The sequence below is a fragment of the Rhodococcus erythropolis R138 genome (genome assembly GCF_000696675.2).
GTDB classification, from domain to species: Bacteria; Actinomycetota; Actinomycetes; order Mycobacteriales; family Mycobacteriaceae; genus Rhodococcus_F; species Rhodococcus_F erythropolis.
In genome coordinates, this window is the sequence record NZ_CP007255.1 from 48,427 (window position 1) to 70,206 (window position 21,780).

Genomic DNA, 21,780 nt, shown 5'->3' on the forward strand with positions numbered 1-21,780 from the left:
CAGTCACTTGATTTAACTTTAGTTCAATCAACTGACTTAAACCATTATTCGTTCTTCCTCCGATGGAGTTACCGCAATGTCGTCAACCACTTCTCCACCACCGACAACGCCGCCACAGACAACGAAGTCGCCAGCCACCACCGCAGTGGTGGCTGTTCTGGCGTTTTCCGGCATCGTCGTCTCGCTCATGCAGACGCTGGTCATCCCGATCATCCCGCATCTGCCCGAGTACCTGAACGCGCCGGCGTCCGATACCGCGTGGGCTGTGACCGCCACGCTGCTCGCCGCCGCCGTCGCCGTCCCGACCATGGGCCGCTTGGGCGACATGTTCGGCAAACGCCGTCTACTCCTGATCAGCATGGCGCTGTTGGTAACCGGTTCGGTGGTCGGAGCACTCAGTTCGAGCGTTATCCCCCTCGTTGCCGGCCGAATCCTGCAGGGTCTTGCTGCCGGCGTCATCCCGCTCGGTATCAGTGTGATGCGCGATGTACTTCCGCCCAAGAAGCTCGCCGGCGCTGTTGCGATGATGAGCGCTTCGCTGGGAGTCGGTGGCGCTCTGGGGCTTCCGATCGCGGCTTTGATCGCCGAGTACGCCGACTGGCACGTCCTGTTCTGGGCGTCAGCCGTGCTCGGCGCGCTTGCGGCCGTTCTTGTTGTCGTCCTGGTCCCCGAATCGGCGGTTCGCACAGGAGGCACGTTCGATTTCGGCGGAGCAATCTCACTCTCAGCCGCCCTCATCGCTCTGCTACTCGCAATTTCCAAGGGTGGCGACTGGGGTTGGACGAGCACGCTCACGCTTTCCCTGTTCGGCGCCGCGATCCTGATATTCGGATTCTGGGCATGGTGGGAACTACGCACCCCCAAGCCGCTGGTGGATCTACGCGTATCCATCCGCCGCCAGGTGCTCTTCACCAACCTCGCATCCATCGTGTTCGGATTCGCGATGTTCGCCGCCAGCATGGTCTTTCCCCAGGTAGTCCAGTTGCCTGAAATCACTGGTTACGGCCTCGGCGGTTCGATGCTCACCGCAGGTCTGGTCATGGCTCCCTCCGGCATCATCATGATGCTGATCTCTCCGCTGTCCTCACGCATCACCAATTCGCACGGCCCCAAAGTGACGCTCATGCTCGGCGCCATTGTGGTCGCAATCGGTTACGGCATCGGCATTTTCGCCATGCACTCGATTTGGGAACTGATCGTGATCGCAGTGATCATCGGCGCCGGTACCGGTATGGCTTACGGCGCAATGCCCGCTCTCATCATGGGGGCTGTTCCTCCGTCCGAGACCGGTGCAGCCAACAGCTTCAACACTCTGATGCGCTCCCTCGGTACATCATTCGCCAGCGCCATCGCGGGTGTCGTCATCGCCCAGATGACCATGTCCGTCGGTGGGGCAACGCTGCCGTCGGAGAACGCTTTCCGCGTCGTCATGGCCCTCGCTGCCGGATCCGCCGTCATCGCACTCGTCCTGGCCGGTTTCCTCCCTCGGTTCAACGGCTCGAACTCCCGCAAGGAGATTGGTAGCCAGCACACCGATACGTCCCCGACCACGTCGAAGGAATCCGTCCCGACGCACTGAGCAAGTGCGCAACACACACAGCACGGCCCCGGCGGAGTCCAACTCCGCCGGGGCCGACGCGTTTCACACATTTTGCGGTTGATACACCTGCAGACGACCGTTTCGTGACATGCTCCGTTGAGATGGGTGCTCGTTCGATACTCGGGGAAAGGATGCCGCGATCGCCGCTCCTCGTGCTGACGTCGCCCTTGCCGTCGCCGCTGCTGCCGTCCTGGGCATAGGCGTCGGTGTTCTTCTTGCCGATGTCGTCGCCGGCCTGGCTGCAGGTGCCGGTGCTGCAGTGGTATTTCGGTTTGCACTTCGGATGATCAATACCCGAAAGTGAGCGTTTGCCGAGGGTCCTACTTCAGGACACGGATCGCCGAGCCCGGAAGGATTCCGCTCGACGGCGGGTAGATCGACGTTGCGCCGTTGAAGAACATGTGAGCGGGAGTCGTGGATACCGGCAGCAGGTCGATGTCGTTGAACAACGCGCGCTCACTTTCCTCCCAGACCTTGCAGGACTCGTCACCGGGAAGAAGCGAAGCCTCAGTGGACAATTCGATGTACGTCTTGTTGTCGAGGGAAGCGAAGTTCACTCCTTCAGGTTTGGGCGGGCCGGTGAAGTACTTGGCAAAGATGCTCGGCGTATCACTCCCCAGCGTCAAACCGATGGAAACGTCCCACGACGACAGGTCGGTGGTGCTGAATGTGTTGGCAATGACGAAACTGTAGTCGCCGCCGGTCAGTTTCACCTTCGCGCCCAGTCCTTCCCACTGTGTTGCTACGTATTCCGCGGCGGCAGAGTTTGTATCGCGTGAGTTGTTGAAAATTACGTTGAGGGCAAGCGGTCGACCGTCCTTCGTCAGGAGGCCGTCGGGACCCGCCTTCCAACCTGCGTCGGACAGCGTTTTCTTTGCTGCATCGACGTCGAAATCGGGGATCGTCCCTTCGACACTGTTGTAGTCGCAGGCAAGGGGTTCCGAAACCGCGAGGGCGCGTGCACGGGTTCCTTTACCGCCGGTGGTGATCTCGGTGTAGTCGTCCAGGTCTACTGCCTGCACAAGGGCCTGCCGTACAGCACGGTCTGCCGTGGGTAGGGCCGCGAAATGATTGAAGATGAACTCGCCGGACAACGTGGTGTAGGTCTTCGAATCCAGACCCGCTGCCAAGACTCGTTCCTCGTCCGAACCTGTCACCGCCGCGGCATTCACTCCACCGGTGAGAACAAGATTCGCCGTCGTACTCGGATCGGTGACAATCTTGATCGTCACTGTCTTCGGCACCCCGAGAGTGTCGGAAGTGGTCTCACCGTTCGGACTCCAGGTGTAACCGTCGCGGCGTTCCATCGTGATGTGATCGTTGGGAACAACTTCGGTGACCTTGAACAGACCCGTTCCGTTACTACTCGAACGGATACTGGCCGGGTCTTCGAGCGTCGCAGCGCACGGAAGCCGCATCGATCCTATTCGGGAGAGCAAGAAGGGTGCCGGTTCGGCTGTCGTGACCGTCAGTTCGTCACCGTCCGCGGACGCGACCGTCGACGACGGCACGGTGGATCCTCGTAGCGGTGAAGCGTTTTCAGGGTCCATGACCCAGTTGATGTCATCGGCTGCGGTCTGCGCGGTGAAGGAAGTGCCGTCGGCACAAGTGACGCCCTTCTTGAGCACGAACTTCAGCGTGTTTCCTTCTTCACGCCAACTCTCCGCCAGATACGGACGCACCGTGCGGGTTTGCGCATCGATGTCGATCAACGAATCGTACGAGTACGCGTTCACGATCTGAGTCGACGTAAGGTTGGTGATCAGAGGGTGCAGATTTCCGGGATCGGCGTTGATGACAGTCGTGAAACTGCCGTCCTTTGCATACTCACCGACCGAACCTTCGGGGCCGGATGCGCCGCCACACCCGGCCAGAGTGAATACGCCAACGCTGATAACTGCTGTCGCGGAGACAGAACGGGCTTTCATACGAGCCGCCATCTACTAGGAGTTGCCATGGCGACAATCGTGCGGGACTGACGTGGTCTGTATCTCGTTGAAGTTCCCCATACAGTCGGCCGTACTCTGTTCGATTGTCACTATCGACCGGGCAATCGCAGACGCTAAGTACGACGCCATCGTTGACGACTAAGTACGACGCTGCCGTTGACGGTGATTCGCGACGTTGATTCGGTTGCCGCACAACGCCGGCATGCAGTAGCGGCGTCGCCCTCCCCGGCTCGTATCGACAAACACCCCGTTGCACGTCGGCGATGCGCATGGGCGGAATCGTTCGTACCCCAATGTGCGCAGAGTCCCCAGCAACGAGAAGCCGATCAACAACGCAAGCTCACCCGTGAGATCGATTCTTCTGTCCGGTACCGCATTCCATCGATAGTCGTACTGGGCATCAGGCACGAGTCGAACGTGATGCGGGACAGTCTGCAGGAGTTGATCAGTGCGATCAACGAGCTCATCAGAAGTCGGAGCATCGAGAATCGAACGAATCTCCTCTCTGAGTGCCTGCACGTCGGCAAGTTCACCGCTGGTAAGCCGACGCCCGTTGCGGAGCGCATCCGGCGAGAGTCCATGTTCATCCAGTAGATCGTGAAGCGCCTGGGGGTCAGCCAACGCGTCACCTGCCTCCACCCAGACCCGGGGCGAGGTGTTGACCAGGTCGGTCGCGAACGACGCACCGACGACGTAATCGTCTAAAACTACTTGCATCCCTTACCGCCCTGCCTTACCGTAATTGAATAACCCAACTTTACACCTTACGGAGGCAGCGGGATGGAACATTGCGCAGACCACAGACTGCCCGAGATACTCCGAGACACTCATCACCGATTGCGCCGCGCCGGCACCGTGGCATCGGAGACGCCTGTCGTCGCTGCCGATCTCTACTGGTCGATCGGCGCGCTCGCCCAGTGCCTGACCGCGATGGACGAGGTCATTTCACAACTTGGAATCAATGCCCGAAAGCAGTTGCGAGCTGGAAAGTTCGACGTCCAGAGCGGACCGTTCGAAGGAGAGCCCGACGCCGCCTTACTCACCGCAGTTCTTGCGCTCGCCAGAGCATCGAGTAGTTGCGAACCGGTTCAGGCGGCAATCGGCAACGCTCAGATCGCGGTGAGCGATCTCGTCGTCGCGAGGACTACCAGCGCCTGACACTCGGGCGGGCCACCCGCCCCAGTAGAGACTGTATGGTTGGTTTTCGGCATCCGCCGAGAGCGTCGAACAGCAGGGACCGGGTTTTCACTGTGAGTACAGGGACATCAACGATCTACGAGGACAGGACCGTCCGAATCGACGATCAGGGCGTCACGATCCGCCACTATTACTTCCCGTTTGTCAGCAAGTTCGTTCCGTACTCACAGATCGAATCCGTCGACCTCGGAGTCATGTCATGGCTGAGTGGACGCTTACGAATTTGGGGAACAACAGATTTCAGCTCGTGGTACAGCCTGGATCTTTCACGCCCGTGGAAGGAGACCGCGGTGGTACTCACCCTCGCCGGCCGCGGAGCGCCTTCATTCAGCCCCAAGGACGGAGATCGCGTCGAGACCGAAATCCGCAGTCGCATCGGATCGCACGCCGCGAACTGACTAGCGAAACTCGGATTCGACGGTAACGATGTCACTCCAGTCGGTTCGACCGAACAACCGCGCCAGTGCAGTGAACAGAACGTCCGGGTCGATGACGCTCTCGGCTGAGTGCACACCGACCGGATCCCGAATCGTTCCGTCGGCCAGCCGGGACACCACCTGAGCAAGGCCGAGCGCCAAGGGGATTCCGGTTGCACCGGCCATGTCCGACAGTAACGCCGATACCGGTGAATCGTCAGCGATCCGTGCCACGACGCGCATCTCTCGACCTTCGCGCACCCCGGTCGCCGAGGCGAAAAACAACGGCAAGGATCCATGACCGGCACGCGTGAGCATTCGAGGCGCAGCACGGATCATCCGCCGGAGCGAGGGCTTGCCCAATTCTTCAGCAGCCGAGTCGAGATCAATTCTCCCCTTGTCGATATCTGAGCGGAGAACGTCGAGAAACGCCACGGTTTCCGGTGTGATCACCATCAGATTTGCCGAATGCCCTGCAGGATTGATGGTCCGATGAAACATCACCGGCTCCGGATGCCCGACCACGTAAGCGTTCCCCCGACGTCCGCCGGGCAGTTCGAGTGCGATGGAACGCAACGGTTCTTCGTTGACGATTCGCCCCGCACGAACCACTGGAACCGTGCCGCTGATCTGCTGCATCCAGTGAACGGCCGCTGCACTCAATGTGTCCACCGACTCGTCCTCGCCCTCGACATCAACCGGCCAGGCTGTATACAGATCGTCGACCACGTCCAATCGCGAGACTGCCATCGCGGCCAGGAGGTTACTCATCCCGGGACTTGCGCCCATGCCGACTACCGCACAGATTCCGGCTCCCCTCGCGGCACAGTCCAATTCCAGCATGTCGACGGCCGGCTCCCAGTCGTCGCAGATGTCGAGATAGTGAGTCCCGGTCTCGATCGCTGCCTGGAGAATGCCGACGCCGAAACGGAAGAACGGTCCGACCGTATTGACGACCACGTCTGCGCCGTCAAGCAATTCACGTAGCGTGCGACCGTCCGTGACGTCGATGCTGCGCGCCTCGACTTCCGCTGACGCCTGCGCCAGTTCAACTGAAAGACGCTTCGCAGCATCGATATCGCGATCCGCGACTACTACCTTGCCGATTCCCGGCAATGTTGCGGCCAGACGAACTGCTGCCGAGCCCATGGCACCGGCACCACCCAGTGCGACAACCGTGATTCCGTCAGCCATGAATTCCCTCCAAAAATGCAGTCTGATCCGCTAGATAGCCGGGAGCGAAGATCGAACGGGGAGCAAGAACGGCCACCAGAGCCGACATCAATTCCGAGTCTTCGAGGTCCTTCTCCACAATCGAGTGAGTGGCGTCGGGGTACTTCTTGACCACCAGTTGCCCTGGCGAGTCGAGTAATTCGCGGTACACCCTTTCGGTATCAGCCACGTCGACGTTGACGTCTTGTCCGCCGATGATCAAGAGCACCGGAACCTTCACGGTTTCGAGATCGGCTCGCGCATCCGAGAGGTAGTTCTTTCGGATGAAGTTCCACCGGTCTTCGGTGAGACCGTCGGCCTCGCCGGAGGCCACGAGATCGTCGAACGATGCATCACGGGCCAACTGATCCAAGTTCTTCGCACGATCGACCCGCGCTTTCTCGAACTCGTCGGCCGACGCATTTCTCTCGGAAAGTTCGGCTAGGGTATTGAATTCGCCTTGTTGGAGCCAGTTGATCGCGGGACCCACGGCAATGACGAACGCTACGTCCGGGTCGAGGTTCACCACCTTGGGCATCACCCACCCTGCCTGGCTTGCACCCCACAGACCGATACGAGACGGATCGATATCCGAACGTCCCCGCGCCCACTCGATTGCCGCTTCCGTTTCTGCCGCGCGATCGTCCATGCTCTGGTCGAGCCAATTGCCCGGTGCCCCATTCACCCCCGGCTTGTCCCAGGAGAGTGACGCGTACCCCGCCTTTGCGAACGCCTCCCACACCGGTCGATAGAACGTCTCATGTGTTGCATCGACCGGGCCGTCTCCGTGGACGAAAACCACGAGCCCGAAGGGACCGTCACCGTGTTCGGGCAGTGCAAGGACTCCCTGGAGCGGCACCGATCCCCCGGTGATCGTCACTTTTTCCTCACGGATGTCATAGGTGTTCTGGTACAGCGTCCAGCCCACCAGAGTCGCGATCAGAACAACGACCACCGCCAGGGAAGTAACCATCCACCTGCGTAAACGAGGCTTACTTTTGCCCTCGCTCATCGATTCCGCTGCCATCTTCCCGCCCTAACGTACGAATTTGAAACGATCGTATTGCATTCGATAGTACAGTTGTGGGCGAAGATGTCGAGAAGCGAGGAAAGGACATGGCGATGACCGACAGGGACGTCGATGTACCCACGAGGATCTTGATCGAGGGACTACTGCGCACGGACGGAACTGTCGACGGACGCACCCTTTATGCCACCGCCGACGCCCTCGACAAAACTGATCAACAGGTTCGGCTGTGCATCAAGCGGTTGGTCACCGAGGGGAAGTTCACTCAGGAAGGTCGCGGGCGGCAGGCCACGCTACGAGCAACGCCGAAAGCCCTGCGCGAGATGGAACCCGACGTCGAATTCGTTCGGCTGGCCTATCAACAAGACCGCGACACTGTGACACCGTGGGACGGGTATTGGCACCTGGCCGGATTCGCAATTCCGGAGTCGTCACGGAAAGCGCGAGATGCGCTGCGCACCAGGGTCGTTTACCTCGGCGGCGCGCTCGTCCAGGGCGGTCTGTACGTCTCGCCGCACGCCTGGGAACCGTATATTCGCGATGCGGCCGCCGAACTCGACGTCGAACAGCACCTGTCTTCTCTCACCACTCGCGATTTGAAAGTGGGCATGCTCGAAGACCCCGTGGAAATTGCCGCGCAGTTGTGGCCACTGGACCAGATCGCTGACGGATACGAACGGCTACTCGACGTAGCGACCGCACGCCTGCGCAAACTGCAGAACAGTCCGGGTACCGATGCTGTCACGATGACCATCGAACTCGCGGCGGAATTCACGCGAGCCATGGAACCGGATCCGCTGTTGCCACCGGAACTACTGCCCACCAACTGGATCGGCACGAGGGCTCGGTCGATCACTGCGCAATGCTGGACGCTTCTGGCACAGGTGGACGGTGCCGACGAATTACCGTCGCTGTTCCACCTGTACGCAGATGCAATCGGTGACGATCAGGACGCAAGCGTGCGCTGACGGGGCGGCAGTCCGAAACGCCCGAGAACCTCGTCGACTGCGGTGGACGGTGTGACAAGTCCGCGATCCTGAAGCCACGGAATGGTGCTGTCCACCAGATGCTCGAGCGTGCGAGGCAATGCGAGAGGCAGCAACGTAACGCCGTCGGCGACCTCGGCAGCTCGGACATCGGCGATCAAACTGCCGAGACCGGAAGGCGTTCCGACGTAGTGAAGCGAAACGGGAACCCGCGGCGCCGTCAACGCGCTGTCCAACTGTGCAAGCTCTTTACGGGCGGAGCGAGCTTCCGGCGCGATCAGAATCTCGAGATCGACCAGTACTGCGACGCTGTCGGGATCGCGTCCTTCTTCGGCGACAGCAGCGCGTATCCGTGCACGTTCGAGCTGTGCCTCACGCAGGTCCGCAGCGCGAATCCGAACCACATTGGTAGGGAATGAAGCTAAATCGAGAGCCTTTTCGCCCTCGGTGAGGTCCACCCAGTAGTCGCCGCCGATGATGGGCAGGTTGCCGGGTGCGCCCTCAGCTGCCGGATGGTGACCGGATCCGGTCAACTCGACCGCTACGTGCAGAGAATGCGAAGCGCGTGAAGACATGTGAGACCTCCGAAAATCAGAAAAGTATGGGATGAGCGAGACGAATCGTCAGCCCGAACACATTCCTGACGAGGTGCGGCACAGATCGACATGGCGACGGCACCACTGACCGAGAGTGATGCTCACTCTCGAAGGGGTGGCGGGGAAATCCGCTGGTGCCATGGCTGCCATGCTAGTTGTCCGTTCGAGTTTTCGGGGACCGAGCTCAGCTCAGACGCACTCGGCTGCGCCGGCGTTGTCGTCTGCGGCTCCGAGGAAGGGGCGGGTCTCGGGCACGGGGTTCCACGCACCGGCAGTCTTGGCGTAGTTCCAATCACGCTGATTCGAAACCAGGATGTTCACGGCGTCTACCAACCGCGTCACGTCGTCCGAGCTGCTACCGAGGCCGAGGCTGGCGCGAACTGCACCGCCGGAGAGGCCGAGGCGTGCGAGAACCGGGTGTGCGCAGAAGCGACCGTCGCGAACTCCGATGCCGTGCTCGGCGGAGAGGAATGCGGCGATTTCGCCCGCTTCGAATCCGTCGACGGTGAAGGTGACGATTCCGACGGCGTCCGGTGCGTCATTCCACAGTCGCACGAGCGAGACGCCCTCGATGGCGGACAATCCGTCGGTGAGCTGGGCGGTGAGTGCCTTCTCGTGCTCGGCGATGACGTCGAAGTCCAGCGCGTGCAGGGTTTCGCATGCGGTCGCGATGGCTGCCGCACCGAGAACGTTGGGGGAACCTGCCTCGTGGCGGGCAGGCGCGCAGGCCCACTCCGTGGACTCGATGGTCACCTCACGCACGGCGCCGCCGCCGGCGAGGTACGGCTGAGCCTCGTCGAGCCAGTCACGGCGTCCGACCAGAACACCCGCGCCGAAGGGCGCATAGAGCTTGTGACCGGAGAAAGCGATGTAGTCGACGCCGCATTCCTGCAGGTCGATGCGACGGTGGGGAGCCAGCTGAGCAGCGTCGACGAGGATACGTGCGCCGCAACGATGAGCGATGTCAGCCAAGCGTGCAATCGGCAGGATCTCGCCGGTCACGTTGGAGGCACCGGTGATTGCGAGCAGCGCTGCAGGCTTGGTGCACAGTTCACCGATCAGACGCTCGATCGTCTCTTCGATGGTGTCTGCGGCGGTGACGATACGAGCGTCGTTCCACGGCAACAGGTTTGCGTGATGTTCGACGTCGAGGACGACGGTGCTGCCGGGAACGCACTGCGCAAGCAGGTTCAGCGAATCGGTGGTGTTCCGGGTGAAGACGACAACCTGATCGTCGGCACAGTTCACGAAACGAGCAACGGATTCACGAGCGTTCTCGTAGGTGAGCGTGGAGATCCGGGACGCATAGCCGGCACCGCGGTGGACGCTGGCGTATGTCGGCAGCAACTCGGCGATACGGTCGGTGACCTGGGCCAATGCCGGCGCACTCGCGGCGTAGTCGAAGTTGGCGTAGGAGCATTCGCCGCCCTGAACCAATGGAACCTGCAGGTCAGCACCCGAAACCTTGGCAATCGCGGTGGTGCGGCAGGTGTCGGCACTCAATACAGCAGTCATCGAAGACAATCCTCACGTTCAAGGACTCGTTCGTCGGGTGATGGCCCCGGAAGAGTCCGCGCTTGCCGCATTCGTTTTCGAACGCAGCCGGGTCGTCACCCGGAGCACCCCACCGCGGAGGAGGGTTGCCGACCAGCAAGCCGGGGCTGAACACTGGTACTCGTGACCTGGCAACGAGGATGGCAGGAACCTCCCGTGCTTGTCAAGACGAAGCCGCGAAGATCTCCGTCAGGGCGCGATGGTCCGGCAAGCAAGGTGGAGCGCGAGTCTCGTTTCCGGATCTGCGAGATCCACCGAGAGAAGGCGCTGAATTCTATCGATCCGACTCGATACGGTGTTGCGGTGCAAGCCCATTCGGGTTGCGGTGTGAGCCAGAGACGATTCTTCGTCGAGGTACGTCGACAGAGTCTCGAGCAACTCTCCATTCGAATCGCGTAGCGGCGCGAGCAGTGCCGCGGCTGCGGGCTGAAACGTGTCGGTTCGCGTCCACGCCAGCAGCAACTGCGCCAGACCCAGGCGGTCCACGTGCAGGAAGCGGCCTGTCTGCGACCTCGAACCCGCGAGCCGAGCGGCATCCCCGGCCTCAGACAGGGACGCACCGATTCCAGCCGGACCGTCGTGTGCGCGTCCCACACCGACCCAGGTCTCCATCGTGGGTTCCAACCTCGCCTGAGCTGCACGGATGCTCTCGGCGATCCTGGTGATCGACTCCGGTCGCGGCTCGCCCGGCAGAGTGGTCCACGCTGCCCAGCCGTCAGCCTGTTCCACGACATTGGCGCCGATTCCCTCGGCGGCGAGGGCGTCTGCGACCTCACTGCGCCTGGCCACCAGGTCGACCTCACCGACCGCCAGGACTTTGATGCCGATATGCCATCCGTCCAGTGCCCAACCCGCGTCGAGTGCGCGCCGGAGCAGTCCGGGTGTGGCGTCTGCTGACGTGTCGATCAGTTCACCGAGTAGCGCGCTACGCCGGCGCGCTTCACGCTCGTCGACCATGCGTGCAACGGCCAGTCGGTGCCCGGCAGCCAACGAGGCCACGTCGAGAACCACTGAGAGAGAAGCCTCTTCGACGCTTTGACGCACCGGGAGCAGCACCGCCAGCCAGGGCTCTCGGGCTGCGCCGGACATCACCGGGCACGCAATCAGGACCCCGCCGGAGTCCAATTCAACAGTGGTGGGCGCCCCGCGGCCCGACAACATACCGGCGGCTGCTCGATCAGCGTCGGACAACAAATCGGCGCCGGTCAGCGGGCGTCCGGACGCGTCCAGGAGGATGAACGAACGCTGAAATGTGTTCAGCAGCAACGACAGAAGATTCTCGACGCTTCCGCCGGCCCGCTGGCCCGCGTGTGTCGCCCGCAGTACCGCGTCGGCCATCACCGCCCGCGAATTCGAGAGAAGATCACGAAGATCCACGCTGAACTGCCACGGGTCGGATACTCCGAGCACCACCAGTCCGAGGCGATCGGCAAGCAACGAGAGATTCGCATCCTCCGCCGCAGTGCTGTGTACCGCGAGCACCCGGCAGCCGGTCGCCGCCGTGCGTCGAAGGAGAGCGTCGAATCTCCACTCCCCGACGTCGATTCGATCGAGAATCACCAGAACTGATCCTGCACCCGCCGCACCCGACACGGCCTCGGCTGACTGTGCCGATTCCCCGGTGAGCGCTCCCACTGTCGTCACGACGGGATCACCTTCGCCGGCAAGTCGATACAACCCGACAAAGATCGGGTTGTTCAGCAACGCCGACACACTCGCGCTCATTGCGCCTCCATCAGCACTGCGTCGTGGTCGATCCCGAAGGCCCGCGGGCCGACAACTTTCAACCTGCTCACATCTTCCGCCCACCACTGAGGGCCGGGCAGAACCAACACGGCCACATCTTGCCCCTGGTGCACTGATTCGCACGAGACGAAGGCACCGGTCCGGACGTCGAGCAACGTCACGATGTCCGGACATGTCGCAATCATCTCGCCGTCCGACGCGACGGTCAGGAACTCACTTTCGAATTCGACTCGTATCACCGCAGAATCGTGTTCGAGAATCACGTTGCCCCGACGATCGCCGGCGTTCGGGCGACTACGACGCACCGCACGCACCCGGCCTGTCCCCATTACTCGCCCCCCGGAGCTTTCGGCGATCTCCCGCCAACTGCCGAGGGTCCCGACGTGCTGACCCAGTTCATATGCTCGGGACAGAGTTCCCGGAATGCACGCCTCCTGCACAGTCCGCGCATCGATCGACGCGATCGCCAGAGCGCCCCAACCGCTGGTTCTCCCGATCAACGACCGCACTGCTACCTCGGCGCCCAGCACATCCACTCCGTCGACGACGGTAATGAGGCCGCCGGGCTGGGCGAGGGTGACCGGGCACAATTCCAACCCGGCCGCGGCGAGAGAGAAGTGATCGAGCCGCGGCATCGCTCGACCGAGCAGGTCCGCGTCGACCACGGGAATTCCCAACGCCAACGCCGCCGCAATGCCGGAAAGAGCGTTCAGCCCACCGCCTTCGAAAGTCATCACCGCGGTCGGACGCTTACCAGTCCACCGCGTCAAAGCTGCTGCAGTGTCGGCAAACTCATGCCCGGAGGGCAGTTGCTCCTCCAAAGCCAGGGCCGATCCGACGATTCCCACCGGCATGATCAGCGCCCCGGACGGCAACTGGTCCGGCGCGATGACTTCCACGGGCGTTGACGTGATCAGTGGACGCAGCATTTCCACGAACAGGCGTGGATCGCCGCCCCCACCGCAGCCCAAGACCACCGCCCCCGCTGCGATCGCGTCGAGGTCGGCCTCCCGGACCGCGTGCAGCCTGCTCACGGCTCGCTATTCTGCCAGTACAGGTTGCTCGAGTGTCTCCACCGGCAGGAACGGGCGATCGAGTCCGAAGCTTGCCGGGCCGAAGACCGCCAGTGCCTCCGGTGTTCTCATGATCGGCGGAGTCGCGATCCCGATGACCGCAACTCGCTGCCCGTACCGCAAGCCCTCGGTGGTGATGGGCTCGGCAGTGTCGGCCTCGACGATGCAGATAAGGTCTGGCACGATCGCCACCATTGCTCCGGATTGCACGGCGATCAGATTTTCGTTCTGGAATTGAACTTCCAGCTCTTCGTCTCCGACGCCGGCGATCCGCACCGAACCCCGAGCGAACCCCTCATCGGTTCGCCGGTCGACATCGATCACCTTGCCGTGAAAGAGAACTCGCCCGTATCCGTAAAGCGTGTCGGCGAGACCGTCCACCAGCGCCTGAACCGGGTCCACCCGCTGCTCACGTGAAAGCCTGATGGACCGACCGATGGCCAAGGCCAACGACAGAGTCCGTGGGATCGCCGTCCGCTTCACATCTGCACCCGTCATCGAGTACTGCGCGATATGCGCCATCCCACCGAACCTCGACGTCACCCCGCGAGCGAGGCCCTCCAATCTGCTGTTGTCACTGCCGGTGTCGAAGATCGCCACCTCGTCGTGCTCGTTCGCCATGGCGAGCGGACTCGCCGAAATCCCGTACACCGAGAAGGTTTCCATCTCGAGCTGAGGAAAGGCTCGTCCCATCCCGTCGGCGTCGACAACCGGCAGTCCGCGCCGCGCTGCCACCAGCAACGGAATCATCGAATTGATCCCGCCGCACTCCATCGGCATCGTGGCATCTGCAGTTCGTCCCGTGTGCTTCTCCAATGTGATCAGCGCCAGCTCGGGTTCGGTTCCGCGCGGCATCTTCTCGACCACGACGGTCGGTGCACCCATCTGCGCGACGGGGATCACCCACGCGTCGTCGTCGAGCTCCGCCGGATCCAGAATCGTGATTTCACCGGCTTCCCCGAGCGCCTGCGTGACCAACATCTTGCCGACGAACGGATCTCCCCCGCCGCCGGTCCCCAACAAAGCTGCGCCCCTGGCGAGGTCGTCGAGATCTGCCGTTCGTAGTGTCCAACTCATCGTGAGCCTTCCTGACCGGTGGAGACCAGACCACTGTGCAGTGCCAAGTCACCGACTGCCTTCACTCGAATACGTGTTGCGTTGCCCGGCAGATACGGAATCGGGACCTCGTCGAACTCCACGATCTGCACCGACTCGGGCCGTGCGCCTGCTGCGACTGCCCGATCGATCGCCTCCTGGCGAGCGTCGTCGGCAAGAATCTGCCTGCGCCCGTCCCGTACCGCTTCGACTCGATCTACCTCACCACTGACCTGCGCGATCGCAGCGCCGATCGCATTGGCAACGTCGAAGCGCTCAGGACGAATCACCGTTCCCAGGCCGGGAAGTTCGTGCTCCAGCAAAACCGATCCCCCGCCAACCGCCACAACGGGAAGTGGATCCGACGTGGTCCGCATCTGTTCCACGGCGTCGGCGACCCGGCGCGAGATCCGGTCGAGTGCCGTCGACACCAGACCGCGGTCGAGGTGCGCCACCGCACTGCGATCTCCGACGTCGGCCAAGCCTGCCGCGACGGCTATGTCGGTGGCCGTCAACGTGTCACCGCCGAATACGAGTGCCCGTGAACCCAATTCGTATCCCACAGATTCGGGTCCGACTGTGAGTCCGTCCGCATCCACCAGCGAACCACCACCGATACCGATCGAGAAGACGTCCGGCATACGGAAATTGGTCCGTACCCCGGCGACCGTCACCTCCGTGGTGGCTTCTCTGGGGAAACCGTTGGTCAGTACGCCCACGTCGGTAGTGGTGCCCCCGATGTCGATCACCGCACAGCTGGCCAGACCGGACAGAACAGCGGCGCCTCGCATGGAGTTGGTCGGTCCCGACGCGAAAGTCGCCACCGGATAACGCCTTGCGTACTCGATGTCCATCAAGGTTCCGTCGTTCTGGCTCAGATACAGCGGTGCGGCGATGCCGTGCTCGACCAAAGAACTGGCAAGACCGTCGACGATGTGATCGGCAAGCTCGCGCAGCGCAGCGTTGATGATGGTCGCGTTCTCCCGCTGGAGTAGACCCACTCGACCGATCTCGTGAGAGAGCGAAATTGCGACGCCCGGACCGAGTTCCTCACGCACGATCTTCGCTGCCGCCGCTTCGCATTCGAGATTGACCGGAGAGAACACCGACGATATTGCGACCGAACGAGTACCGCTGCGAGCCATGTCGGCGGCATGGCGACGAATCTCGTCGGGATCCAGCGGTGAGATACGACGACCGTCGAACTCGTGCCCACCGTGAGCGAGGTAGTGCCTTCCTTGCACAGCGGAGACCAGGTCTCGCGGCCACCCCACCATCGGCGGAAGCGCTGCGGTCGCCGGAAGCCCCAATCGCAGAGCCGCTGTTGGTGCAAGTCCTCGCTGCTCGATGAGAGCGTTGAGAAAGTGCGTCGTGCCGATCATCACTGCTTGAACAGCGCTGGGAGAGAACGAGTACTGCTGCTGCAGCGCCGTCAGAGCTCCGCCGATTCCGCCGGTGATGTCCTTGCTGGTCGAGTGTTTGACATGCCCGATGACGGTGATCCCGTCCATCAGGACCGCATCGGTGTTTGTACCACCGACGTCGATTCCGATTCGCATCGCGAACTCCCTTCTACAGTGTTTGCAGTGCTAGTGCGTGAGCGCAGATGTTCCCGAAGGCTCTTGCGGCGCTTCGGTTGTGGTGCGTCCGACCCCGCGAATCAGGCCGAGTCGACCCGCGACGACGTAGAGAACGAATGCCGAGGCCACCGCGTTGATGGACGGCAAACCGAAGGTGCTGTAATGCCCGATCAGCGCCGAGACGATCCAGATCACCAACGTGGCCGGTACCCAAGTGGGCGCCGAGTTCGGGAGGGTACCCGCGGCTCGACTCTCCTCCAGGTCTTTGCGCCAGGTCTTGACGATGAAGTACTCCGCCACCATGATTCCGGCGATCGGCGGGAATCCGACGCCTAACAGGATCAGGAAGTCGGTGAACGAGTTCAGGATTCCGGCAGCCGCGAGGATCGAACCGGTCACGCCGACCACAGCGGTGACGACGGCGCGATTGATGCGTCGCCCGAACACTACGTCGATGAAGTTCACGATGCCGAGCCCCGAGCTGTACAGGTTCCAGTCGTTGATCTTGAAAGTTCCGAGAACAATGATGAGAACGCCGACCCAGCCGACCGACGACAGGATGATCGTGGCGATGTCGGAACTGCGAACGGCATGCGCAAGAAGTACACCGGTCAATCCGATCACGTATTCGCCTAATGTGATTCCGACGAGTGTCTGCTTCACGACGTCACCCGCCGTGCGGTTGAATCGCGTCATGTCGGGTGTGATCACTGCTCCGGCAATGAAACCGCCTGCGACGATGGTGGTTCCGGCGAGGAAGCTGAGCTCCGGTCCGGCTGGAGCAGATGCCATCAGATCTGACAGCGAGTGATTACGCAGTTCGGCGATGACGGCCCAACCCACCAGAAGCAAGAACAGGGGAACGGTGATGTTGGCGATCAGCTGCATGGAGCCGAACCCGCGAAGGACTATCGCGGTGATCAGAAGGCCGAAGACCAGGGCCCACGCCCACTGCGGCAGAAACGGCATGATTCCGTGCAAACCTGATGCAGAGACAGCAGATTGGATGCCGAACCAACCGATCAGGCTGACTCCGATCACCAGGCCGATCACCGCGGAACCCGCGTGCCCGAATCCACACCAGCGTGCGACCACCGACGTGTTGAGCCCTTCACGAACCCCGATGATGCCGATGAAAATACAGACGACCTCGAGAATCACCGCCCCGACTGTCAATGCCCAGAAGGCATTCCAGAACGTCATGCCGTAGCCGAGCGTAGCGCCGAGCAGGAACTGTGCGAGTGCCGAAACCTGACCGAATCGCTGTACTGCCACCGAGAACCACGAATACCGTGCTTCGTCGGGAACGCGGGTGAGCGCGTAGTCGTCACCGTCGGACACTTTACCGCCGGCGGCGGTCGTTGATGTGTTTTTCATGACGGACTCCTCGAATAGTTGGGAAGTGTTCTCGGAGAAGACGGTACGAATGTGGCCGGGGTCACGCCTATGGGCGAATTGGCGTTTCTTCGTGTTACGACAATGCATTTCGCACAGTCGCCATTTCACACAGTCGTCAAATGGCACGGTCTAGCGCAACGCGTACCCGCCGTCGGGGTACAGCGTGGAACCCGTTGTGTACGTGTTGGCGAAGAGATAGAACACCGCTTGTGCGATCTCGTCTTCGTTCCCGACGCGGCCGAGCACGTTGTTCTCCGCACTCCAGGTGAACGCCGCCTCCCGAACCTCCGCCGGACGCTGAGCCCACAGATGCCCGTCGATGGTTCCGGGAGCAACGGTGTTGACGCGAATCGGCGACAGCTCGACCGCCAGCCCCCGCCCGAGCCCCTCGATTGCCGCATTGGCCGCAACGTAGGCCGCGGCAGCCGCGGGTGGCCGCACACTGGCAGCACCGGACATGAGGACCACCGATGCGGTGGGTGTCAGCTTGTCGAGCGCAGCGTGCACGACGCGGTACTGCCCCCAGAACTTGGAGGTGAACGGCGACGCGGCTTCCTCGACGCTCTGTTCGCGGAACGAGCCGACCTGGTAATCGGCAGCCGTGGTGAAGAGAGCGTCGACGCTGGGGATGTTGGTGAAGAACGCTTTCACCGAGTCGTCGTCGGAGGTGTCGACTGTGAACCAGTGCGCCGCCTCACCCAGCTGCGTGGCCGCTGCTTCCAGCTTGGATGTGGTTCGGCCACCGAGAACTACCTGCGCGCCGGCGTCGACGGCAAGCTGCGCCACCCGCAGCCCGATGCCTGTTCCGCCACCGATCAGTACGACGGTCTTGTCTGAGAGAGGAGAAGGTGTCGTTGTCATTTAGCGACTGTAAGGCTCACCGAATTGTCCCGACATGTGCAGAATGCACAGATTTCACTACGCCACGGTGCTAAGTATCCAGACTAAGCCGGTAGAGACTGCCGCCCCCGGGGATCTCACTTGACTGAGTTTGCTGCGTCGAAACTGCCGTCACATGCACTCCTCCTTCGAGTTCGCTTGTAACAAAACAACTCCCACGACCGAAAATGTCGGTGAACCACAACCGCGAAGGGAAGTAACGAATATGGGATCAGCAGATGTCATGGCCTGGCTCGCCGAGGGTTACCTCGCCGGCGACCCGATTCGCTATCCGCTCTACGTCGGATCGATGTTCCTCGCGATGCCGTTCCAGTTGATCGGCGTAATTCTGGGTCACCCCTTCTGAGTCGCCCCTATTGAGTCACCCCTTCCGAATCGTCACATCAGGCCAGGGCGGTCGACGTAGAACTGCCAGGGTTGCGATCACCGCGGCCGCCAACCCGATGAACTCCCCCATCAAGGCCGCCCTGGTGTGATCGACGGCCGGTGACCACGACGGCTCACCCTCGTGGATCGAGAACACTCCCACTGGCACCGGTATCGGGTCGCCCCGCCACTGCCGGTGTAGTCGCGAAACCGTGATGATCGTCGATCCGTCGCTGGTCTGGTGCGGTTCACCGAAGATCATCGAGGTCCCGGAATCCGCCCGAAGTCGCTCCACCGCATCACGAATCTCCATGATCACCATCGTCGCACCGAAACAGCAGCCCTGTGCGAGTATCGGTCGATGGCCGAGTGGTGGAATCCGAGCAGGCGCGTCGAGCGATGGTGGCAGACGATCGTGCTGGTTTGGCTACTCGTTTTCTTCGGCCCAAGCACCATCGACAAGGTCATCACAGAACCCACAGCTTGGAATTGGACATTCCTCGCAATCTGGCTTTTCGCGACGGTCGGGTCTGCTTACTACGCAGTCCAAGCCTGGCGAAACAGGAACAAACCTCAGTCGGTGTGGTGGGAAGGGACAACTGCCCCCACCGAAATCCCTGCCGACGACGTCCGTAGTGCACTCGCGTCGACTGACGACCGTATTCCGGCAATCAAGGCACTACGCGAACTGCATCCGGGCTTGGGTCTGAAGGATGCGATGGATCTGATCGACGCTCAGCGGGGCGAACAGGGCCCGCATCACTGATAGTTGCGACCATCACAATCACAGTTAGGTATCGACACCTGACCGCCACGATCGGGCAAGCACGCCAGGAGTTAACCACCTGACAGACAGGCTGTTTCGCCGAGTTTGACAAATGTGGTCAATCGGTGAGCGTCGACTCGACCGATTCAACTCACCGTACCAATCGAATTCGCCGTTCAGCATTCCACTCATGGCCCAATGCCACTATTACCCAACGATTTACAACCGGAACTACGGCATCCAGTGAGAACTTTCGCGACAGTGCAGCATCTTTCGTCCAGTTGAGTTGACCGAAACTTGACGTTACGTTGAATTTCAAAGCAATAGCCCGGTCTTGACCTGCGATGGTGTGAGCGAAACGCCCACCTACGCGTGACACGTGGCCGCCCTGATGGGCGCTGTGAATGCCTGAACGTTCGAGGAGTGGAATGACTGCGGTCAAAACTGCGTGGCGTGAACTACGGAAACCCGTGTTCATCCCCGCGTCGATAGTGATCTTTGCCCTGATCGCCTTTGCCGTGATCTACGCGGGAACCGCCGCGGATGCTTTCGAAACACTCAACAACGTGATCAGCGACGGCGTCGGCTGGTGGTACATCCTCTCGGCCACCGGTTTCGTGATCTTCGCTCTGTACTGCGGAATCAGCCGCATCGGCAACATCCGATTGGGACGTGACGACGAGCAGCCCGAGTTCGGGATGCTCTCGTGGTTCGCGATGCTCTTCAGCGCCGGCATGGGCATCGGGCTCGTGTTCTACGGAGTAGCCGAACCACTTTCGCACTACGTGACCCCACCCGTCGCCGGGCAGATCGCCGGATCCACGGACGCCGCAGCCAATCAAGCCATGGAACTGACGCTGTTCCACTGGGGCTTGCATGCATGGGCGATCTACGTCGTCGTCGGCCTTGGTCTGGCGTACATGACCTACCGAAAGGGTCGCCCGCTGTCGATCCGTTGGCTGCTCGAGCCGCTCCTCGGACGGGCTCGCATCGAAGGAAAGATCGGCCACGCCATCGACGTCGTCGCCATCGTCGGCACGCTGTTCGGTGTCGCGACGTCGCTGGGCTTCGGTGTCCAGCAGATCTCGGCCGGCCTCGACTACCTCGGCTGGGTGGAGACCGACAACTGGTTGGTCATCACCATCATCGTCATCGTGACGGGCATGGCCACCTTCTCGGTCGTCTCCGGTGTCACGAAGGGCCTCAAGTGGCTCTCCAACATCAACATGATGCTCGCTGCCGCGCTGGCACTGTTCGTCCTGATTCTGGGACCGACGCTGTTCCTCATGCAGTCGTGGGTGCAGAACCTCGGCGGATACGTCCAGGCCTTGCCCGAACTGATGCTGCGCACGTCCCCGTTCGCCGAAGACGGCTGGCAGGGCGCATGGACCATCTTCTACTGGGGTTGGTGGATGAGCTGGGCACCGTTCGTCGGCATGTTCATCGCGCGCATCTCACGCGGCCGCACCATCCGCGAATTCGTCTTCGGTGTGCTGCTGGCCCCGACGCTGGTTGGTTCGTTGTGGTTCACGATCTTCGGTAACTCCGGCATTCTGCGTCAGCGCAACGAGGGCACGATGCTCGACGCATCCGGCGCAGTGGACACCAACACGTCGCTGTTCACGCTTCTCGACGGACTTCCGCTCGGAACGATTTCGAGTGTTCTCGCGATCGTCGTGATCGTGTTCTTCTTCGTCACGTCCGCGGACTCCGGCTCGATCGTCATCGACATCCTTGCGACCGGCGGCAGCTTGGAGACCTCCAAGATCACGCGTGTCTACTGGACGTTCCTCTCCGGTGCCGCGGCCGCAGTTCTCCTCATCGTGGGTGGCAGTGGATCGCTCACGGCGCTGCAAACCGTTGCCATCGCCACGGCGGTACCGTTCTCGGTCATCATGGTGCTGGCATGTCTGTCGATGCTGAAGGCGTTCCGATACGAGGTCGCGTCGGCACCACGCTACCTGCGGGTTTCTACAAATGCCTCGGCATCGACCGACGTTCCGCAACCCACCGAAAAGCGGCTCCGCGATCTGAAGATCTCGTCGACCTTCGCCGGGCTCACTCCGTCACAGAGCGGAATCATGACGGATCCCTCCGACGCCCACATGCTCGTCGCGGTCCACGAAGTCCCCGCCCATGCGGTCAACATCGACCCGGATACCGGCGCCGTCGACTTCTCCGAGGAATCGAAGGTCGTCGATCCGCTGGGCGGAGAGGTGTTCGACACACCCGAGTTCGCCGACTCGGCAGAAGGCCACGCGCAAGCTGCCAGTACGGACTGACCGGCACGTTCGGCATGTTGCATTAGGCATATCTGTT

General features: G+C 61.7%; 20 protein-coding genes and 1 riboswitch. Of the genes, 7 read left to right on the forward strand and 13 right to left on the reverse strand.

The annotated features are described in order from the left end of the window. Window positions 1-76: 76 nt before the first annotated feature. Entirely contained in the window at window positions 77-1,579 is a 1,503-nt protein-coding gene (locus H351_RS00230; RefSeq protein ID WP_019746694.1) for an MFS transporter, read from the forward strand. Between the two features lie 341 nt (window positions 1,580-1,920). On the opposite strand, the gene H351_RS00235 is transcribed toward H351_RS00230, so the two are convergent. Together H351_RS00235 and H351_RS00240 are read right to left on the reverse strand one after the other, a co-directional pair. Beyond that, the gene (locus H351_RS00235) at window positions 1,921-3,528 is read right to left on the reverse strand and encodes an ABC transporter substrate-binding protein (RefSeq protein WP_029254374.1); all 1,608 of its coding nucleotides are present in this window, start codon (window positions 3,526-3,528) and stop codon (window positions 1,921-1,923) included. A gap of 159 nt (window positions 3,529-3,687) precedes the next feature. Next, window positions 3,688-4,266 (reverse strand): CGNR zinc finger domain-containing protein, encoded by a 579-nt coding sequence (locus H351_RS00240; protein ID WP_029254373.1) that lies wholly within the window; start codon window positions 4,264-4,266, stop codon window positions 3,688-3,690. A gap of 63 nt (window positions 4,267-4,329) precedes the next feature. Between H351_RS00240 and H351_RS00245 the strand changes: the two genes are divergently transcribed. Together H351_RS00245 and H351_RS00250 are read left to right on the forward strand one after the other, a co-directional pair. Further along, a complete protein-coding gene (locus H351_RS00245) occupies window positions 4,330-4,707 on the forward strand; it encodes a hypothetical protein (protein ID WP_003941183.1) in 378 nt (125 codons plus the stop codon). Window positions 4,708-4,799: 92 nt separating this feature from the next. Further along, window positions 4,800-5,144, forward strand: a complete 345-nt coding sequence (locus H351_RS00250; protein WP_029254372.1) for a PH domain-containing protein — start codon at window positions 4,800-4,802, stop codon at window positions 5,142-5,144. Here the strand turns inward: H351_RS00250 and H351_RS00255 are convergent, their stop codons facing one another. Both H351_RS00255 and H351_RS00260 read right to left on the reverse strand, forming a co-directional pair. Then, entirely contained in the window at window positions 5,145-6,356 is a 1,212-nt protein-coding gene (locus tag H351_RS00255) for a saccharopine dehydrogenase family protein (RefSeq protein ID WP_037119167.1), read from the reverse strand. It abuts the gene before it with no gap. Next, the gene (locus tag H351_RS00260) at window positions 6,349-7,347 is read right to left on the reverse strand and encodes an alpha/beta hydrolase family protein (protein WP_029254370.1); all 999 of its coding nucleotides are present in this window, start codon (window positions 7,345-7,347) and stop codon (window positions 6,349-6,351) included. Before H351_RS00260 ends, H351_RS00255 begins: the two co-directional genes overlap by 8 nt. A 143-nt stretch (window positions 7,348-7,490) precedes the next feature. Here H351_RS00260 and H351_RS00265 point away from each other — a divergent pair, with 143 nt between their 5' ends. Further along, a complete protein-coding gene (locus tag H351_RS00265) occupies window positions 7,491-8,369 on the forward strand; it encodes a DNA-binding transcriptional regulator (RefSeq protein WP_029254369.1) in 879 nt (292 codons plus the stop codon). Here H351_RS00265 and H351_RS00270 read toward each other — a convergent pair. From H351_RS00270 to H351_RS00305, 8 genes are all read right to left on the reverse strand, one after another. Continuing rightward, window positions 8,348-8,962: an LLM class oxidoreductase gene (locus tag H351_RS00270; protein WP_021342717.1), complete on the reverse strand. Its 615-nt coding sequence runs from the start codon at window positions 8,960-8,962 to the stop codon at window positions 8,348-8,350. The genes H351_RS00265 and H351_RS00270 overlap by 22 nt on opposite strands. Before the next feature lie 210 nt (window positions 8,963-9,172). Further along, a complete protein-coding gene (locus H351_RS00275; protein WP_019746685.1) occupies window positions 9,173-10,498 on the reverse strand; it encodes an aminotransferase class V-fold PLP-dependent enzyme in 1,326 nt (441 codons plus the stop codon). Window positions 10,499-10,551: 53 nt separating this feature from the next. After that, window positions 10,552-10,666: riboswitch (SAM riboswitch) on the reverse strand. Window positions 10,667-10,726: 60 nt separating this feature from the next. Beyond that, window positions 10,727-12,262 (reverse strand): PucR family transcriptional regulator, encoded by a 1,536-nt coding sequence (locus H351_RS00280; protein WP_029254368.1) that lies wholly within the window; start codon window positions 12,260-12,262, stop codon window positions 10,727-10,729. Then, window positions 12,259-13,317: a DUF917 domain-containing protein gene (locus H351_RS00285; RefSeq protein WP_029254367.1), complete on the reverse strand. Its 1,059-nt coding sequence runs from the start codon at window positions 13,315-13,317 to the stop codon at window positions 12,259-12,261. The genes H351_RS00280 and H351_RS00285 overlap by 4 nt, the downstream gene beginning before the upstream one ends. 6 nt (window positions 13,318-13,323) lie before the next feature. Then, window positions 13,324-14,433, reverse strand: a complete 1,110-nt coding sequence (locus tag H351_RS00290; protein ID WP_029254366.1) for a DUF917 domain-containing protein — start codon at window positions 14,431-14,433, stop codon at window positions 13,324-13,326. Further along, entirely contained in the window at window positions 14,430-16,010 is a 1,581-nt protein-coding gene (locus tag H351_RS00295) for a hydantoinase/oxoprolinase N-terminal domain-containing protein (protein ID WP_029254365.1), read from the reverse strand. Before H351_RS00295 ends, H351_RS00290 begins: the two co-directional genes overlap by 4 nt. A gap of 30 nt (window positions 16,011-16,040) precedes the next feature. Then, window positions 16,041-17,408: a purine-cytosine permease family protein gene (locus tag H351_RS00300; RefSeq protein WP_051636445.1), complete on the reverse strand. Its 1,368-nt coding sequence runs from the start codon at window positions 17,406-17,408 to the stop codon at window positions 16,041-16,043. Between the two features lie 150 nt (window positions 17,409-17,558). Beyond that, the gene (locus tag H351_RS00305; protein ID WP_029254363.1) at window positions 17,559-18,290 is read right to left on the reverse strand and encodes an SDR family oxidoreductase; all 732 of its coding nucleotides are present in this window, start codon (window positions 18,288-18,290) and stop codon (window positions 17,559-17,561) included. Window positions 18,291-18,534: 244 nt separating this feature from the next. Between H351_RS00305 and H351_RS32215 the strand changes: the two genes are divergently transcribed. After that, a complete protein-coding gene (locus tag H351_RS32215; RefSeq protein ID WP_003941170.1) occupies window positions 18,535-18,675 on the forward strand; it encodes a hypothetical protein in 141 nt (46 codons plus the stop codon). Between the two features lie 15 nt (window positions 18,676-18,690). Here the strand turns inward: H351_RS32215 and H351_RS00310 are convergent, their stop codons facing one another. Next, window positions 18,691-19,017 (reverse strand): hypothetical protein, encoded by a 327-nt coding sequence (locus H351_RS00310; protein WP_029254362.1) that lies wholly within the window; start codon window positions 19,015-19,017, stop codon window positions 18,691-18,693. Between the two features lie 39 nt (window positions 19,018-19,056). On the opposite strand from H351_RS00310, the gene H351_RS00315 reads away from it, so the two are divergent. Together H351_RS00315 and H351_RS00320 are read left to right on the forward strand one after the other, a co-directional pair. Next, window positions 19,057-19,461, forward strand: coding sequence for a hypothetical protein (locus H351_RS00315; protein WP_029254361.1), 405 nt, complete (start codon window positions 19,057-19,059; stop codon window positions 19,459-19,461). A gap of 428 nt (window positions 19,462-19,889) precedes the next feature. After that, window positions 19,890-21,743 (forward strand): BCCT family transporter, encoded by a 1,854-nt coding sequence (locus H351_RS00320; RefSeq protein ID WP_007727149.1) that lies wholly within the window; start codon window positions 19,890-19,892, stop codon window positions 21,741-21,743. Window positions 21,744-21,780 lie beyond the last annotated feature (37 nt).

Coding starts and splice junctions, on each gene's coding strand:
- H351_RS00230 (WP_019746694.1), top strand. CDS start 77: ATGTCGTCAACCACTTCTCCACCACCGACAACGCCGCCACAGACAACG.
- H351_RS00235 (WP_029254374.1), bottom strand. CDS start 3,528: ATGAAAGCCCGTTCTGTCTCCGCGACAGCAGTTATCAGCGTTGGCGTA.
- H351_RS00240 (WP_029254373.1), bottom strand. CDS start 4,266: ATGCAAGTAGTTTTAGACGATTACGTCGTCGGTGCGTCGTTCGCGACC.
- H351_RS00245 (WP_003941183.1), top strand. CDS start 4,330: ATGGAACATTGCGCAGACCACAGACTGCCCGAGATACTCCGAGACACT.
- H351_RS00255 (WP_037119167.1), bottom strand. CDS start 6,356: ATGGCTGACGGAATCACGGTTGTCGCACTGGGTGGTGCCGGTGCCATG.
- H351_RS00260 (WP_029254370.1), bottom strand. CDS start 7,347: ATGGTTACTTCCCTGGCGGTGGTCGTTGTTCTGATCGCGACTCTGGTG.
- H351_RS00265 (WP_029254369.1), top strand. CDS start 7,491: ATGGCGATGACCGACAGGGACGTCGATGTACCCACGAGGATCTTGATC.
- H351_RS00270 (WP_021342717.1), bottom strand. CDS start 8,962: ATGTCTTCACGCGCTTCGCATTCTCTGCACGTAGCGGTCGAGTTGACC.
- H351_RS00275 (WP_019746685.1), bottom strand. CDS start 10,498: ATGACTGCTGTATTGAGTGCCGACACCTGCCGCACCACCGCGATTGCC.
- H351_RS00280 (WP_029254368.1), bottom strand. CDS start 12,262: ATGAGCGCGAGTGTGTCGGCGTTGCTGAACAACCCGATCTTTGTCGGG.
- H351_RS00290 (WP_029254366.1), bottom strand. CDS start 14,433: ATGAGTTGGACACTACGAACGGCAGATCTCGACGACCTCGCCAGGGGC.
- H351_RS00295 (WP_029254365.1), bottom strand. CDS start 16,010: ATGCGAATCGGAATCGACGTCGGTGGTACAAACACCGATGCGGTCCTG.
- H351_RS00300 (WP_051636445.1), bottom strand. CDS start 17,408: ATGAAAAACACATCAACGACCGCCGCCGGCGGTAAAGTGTCCGACGGT.
- H351_RS00305 (WP_029254363.1), bottom strand. CDS start 18,290: ATGACAACGACACCTTCTCCTCTCTCAGACAAGACCGTCGTACTGATC.
- H351_RS32215 (WP_003941170.1), top strand. CDS start 18,535: ATGGGATCAGCAGATGTCATGGCCTGGCTCGCCGAGGGTTACCTCGCC.
- H351_RS00310 (WP_029254362.1), bottom strand. CDS start 19,017: ATGGTGATCATGGAGATTCGTGATGCGGTGGAGCGACTTCGGGCGGAT.
- H351_RS00315 (WP_029254361.1), top strand. CDS start 19,057: ATGGCCGAGTGGTGGAATCCGAGCAGGCGCGTCGAGCGATGGTGGCAG.
- H351_RS00320 (WP_007727149.1), top strand. CDS start 19,890: ATGACTGCGGTCAAAACTGCGTGGCGTGAACTACGGAAACCCGTGTTC.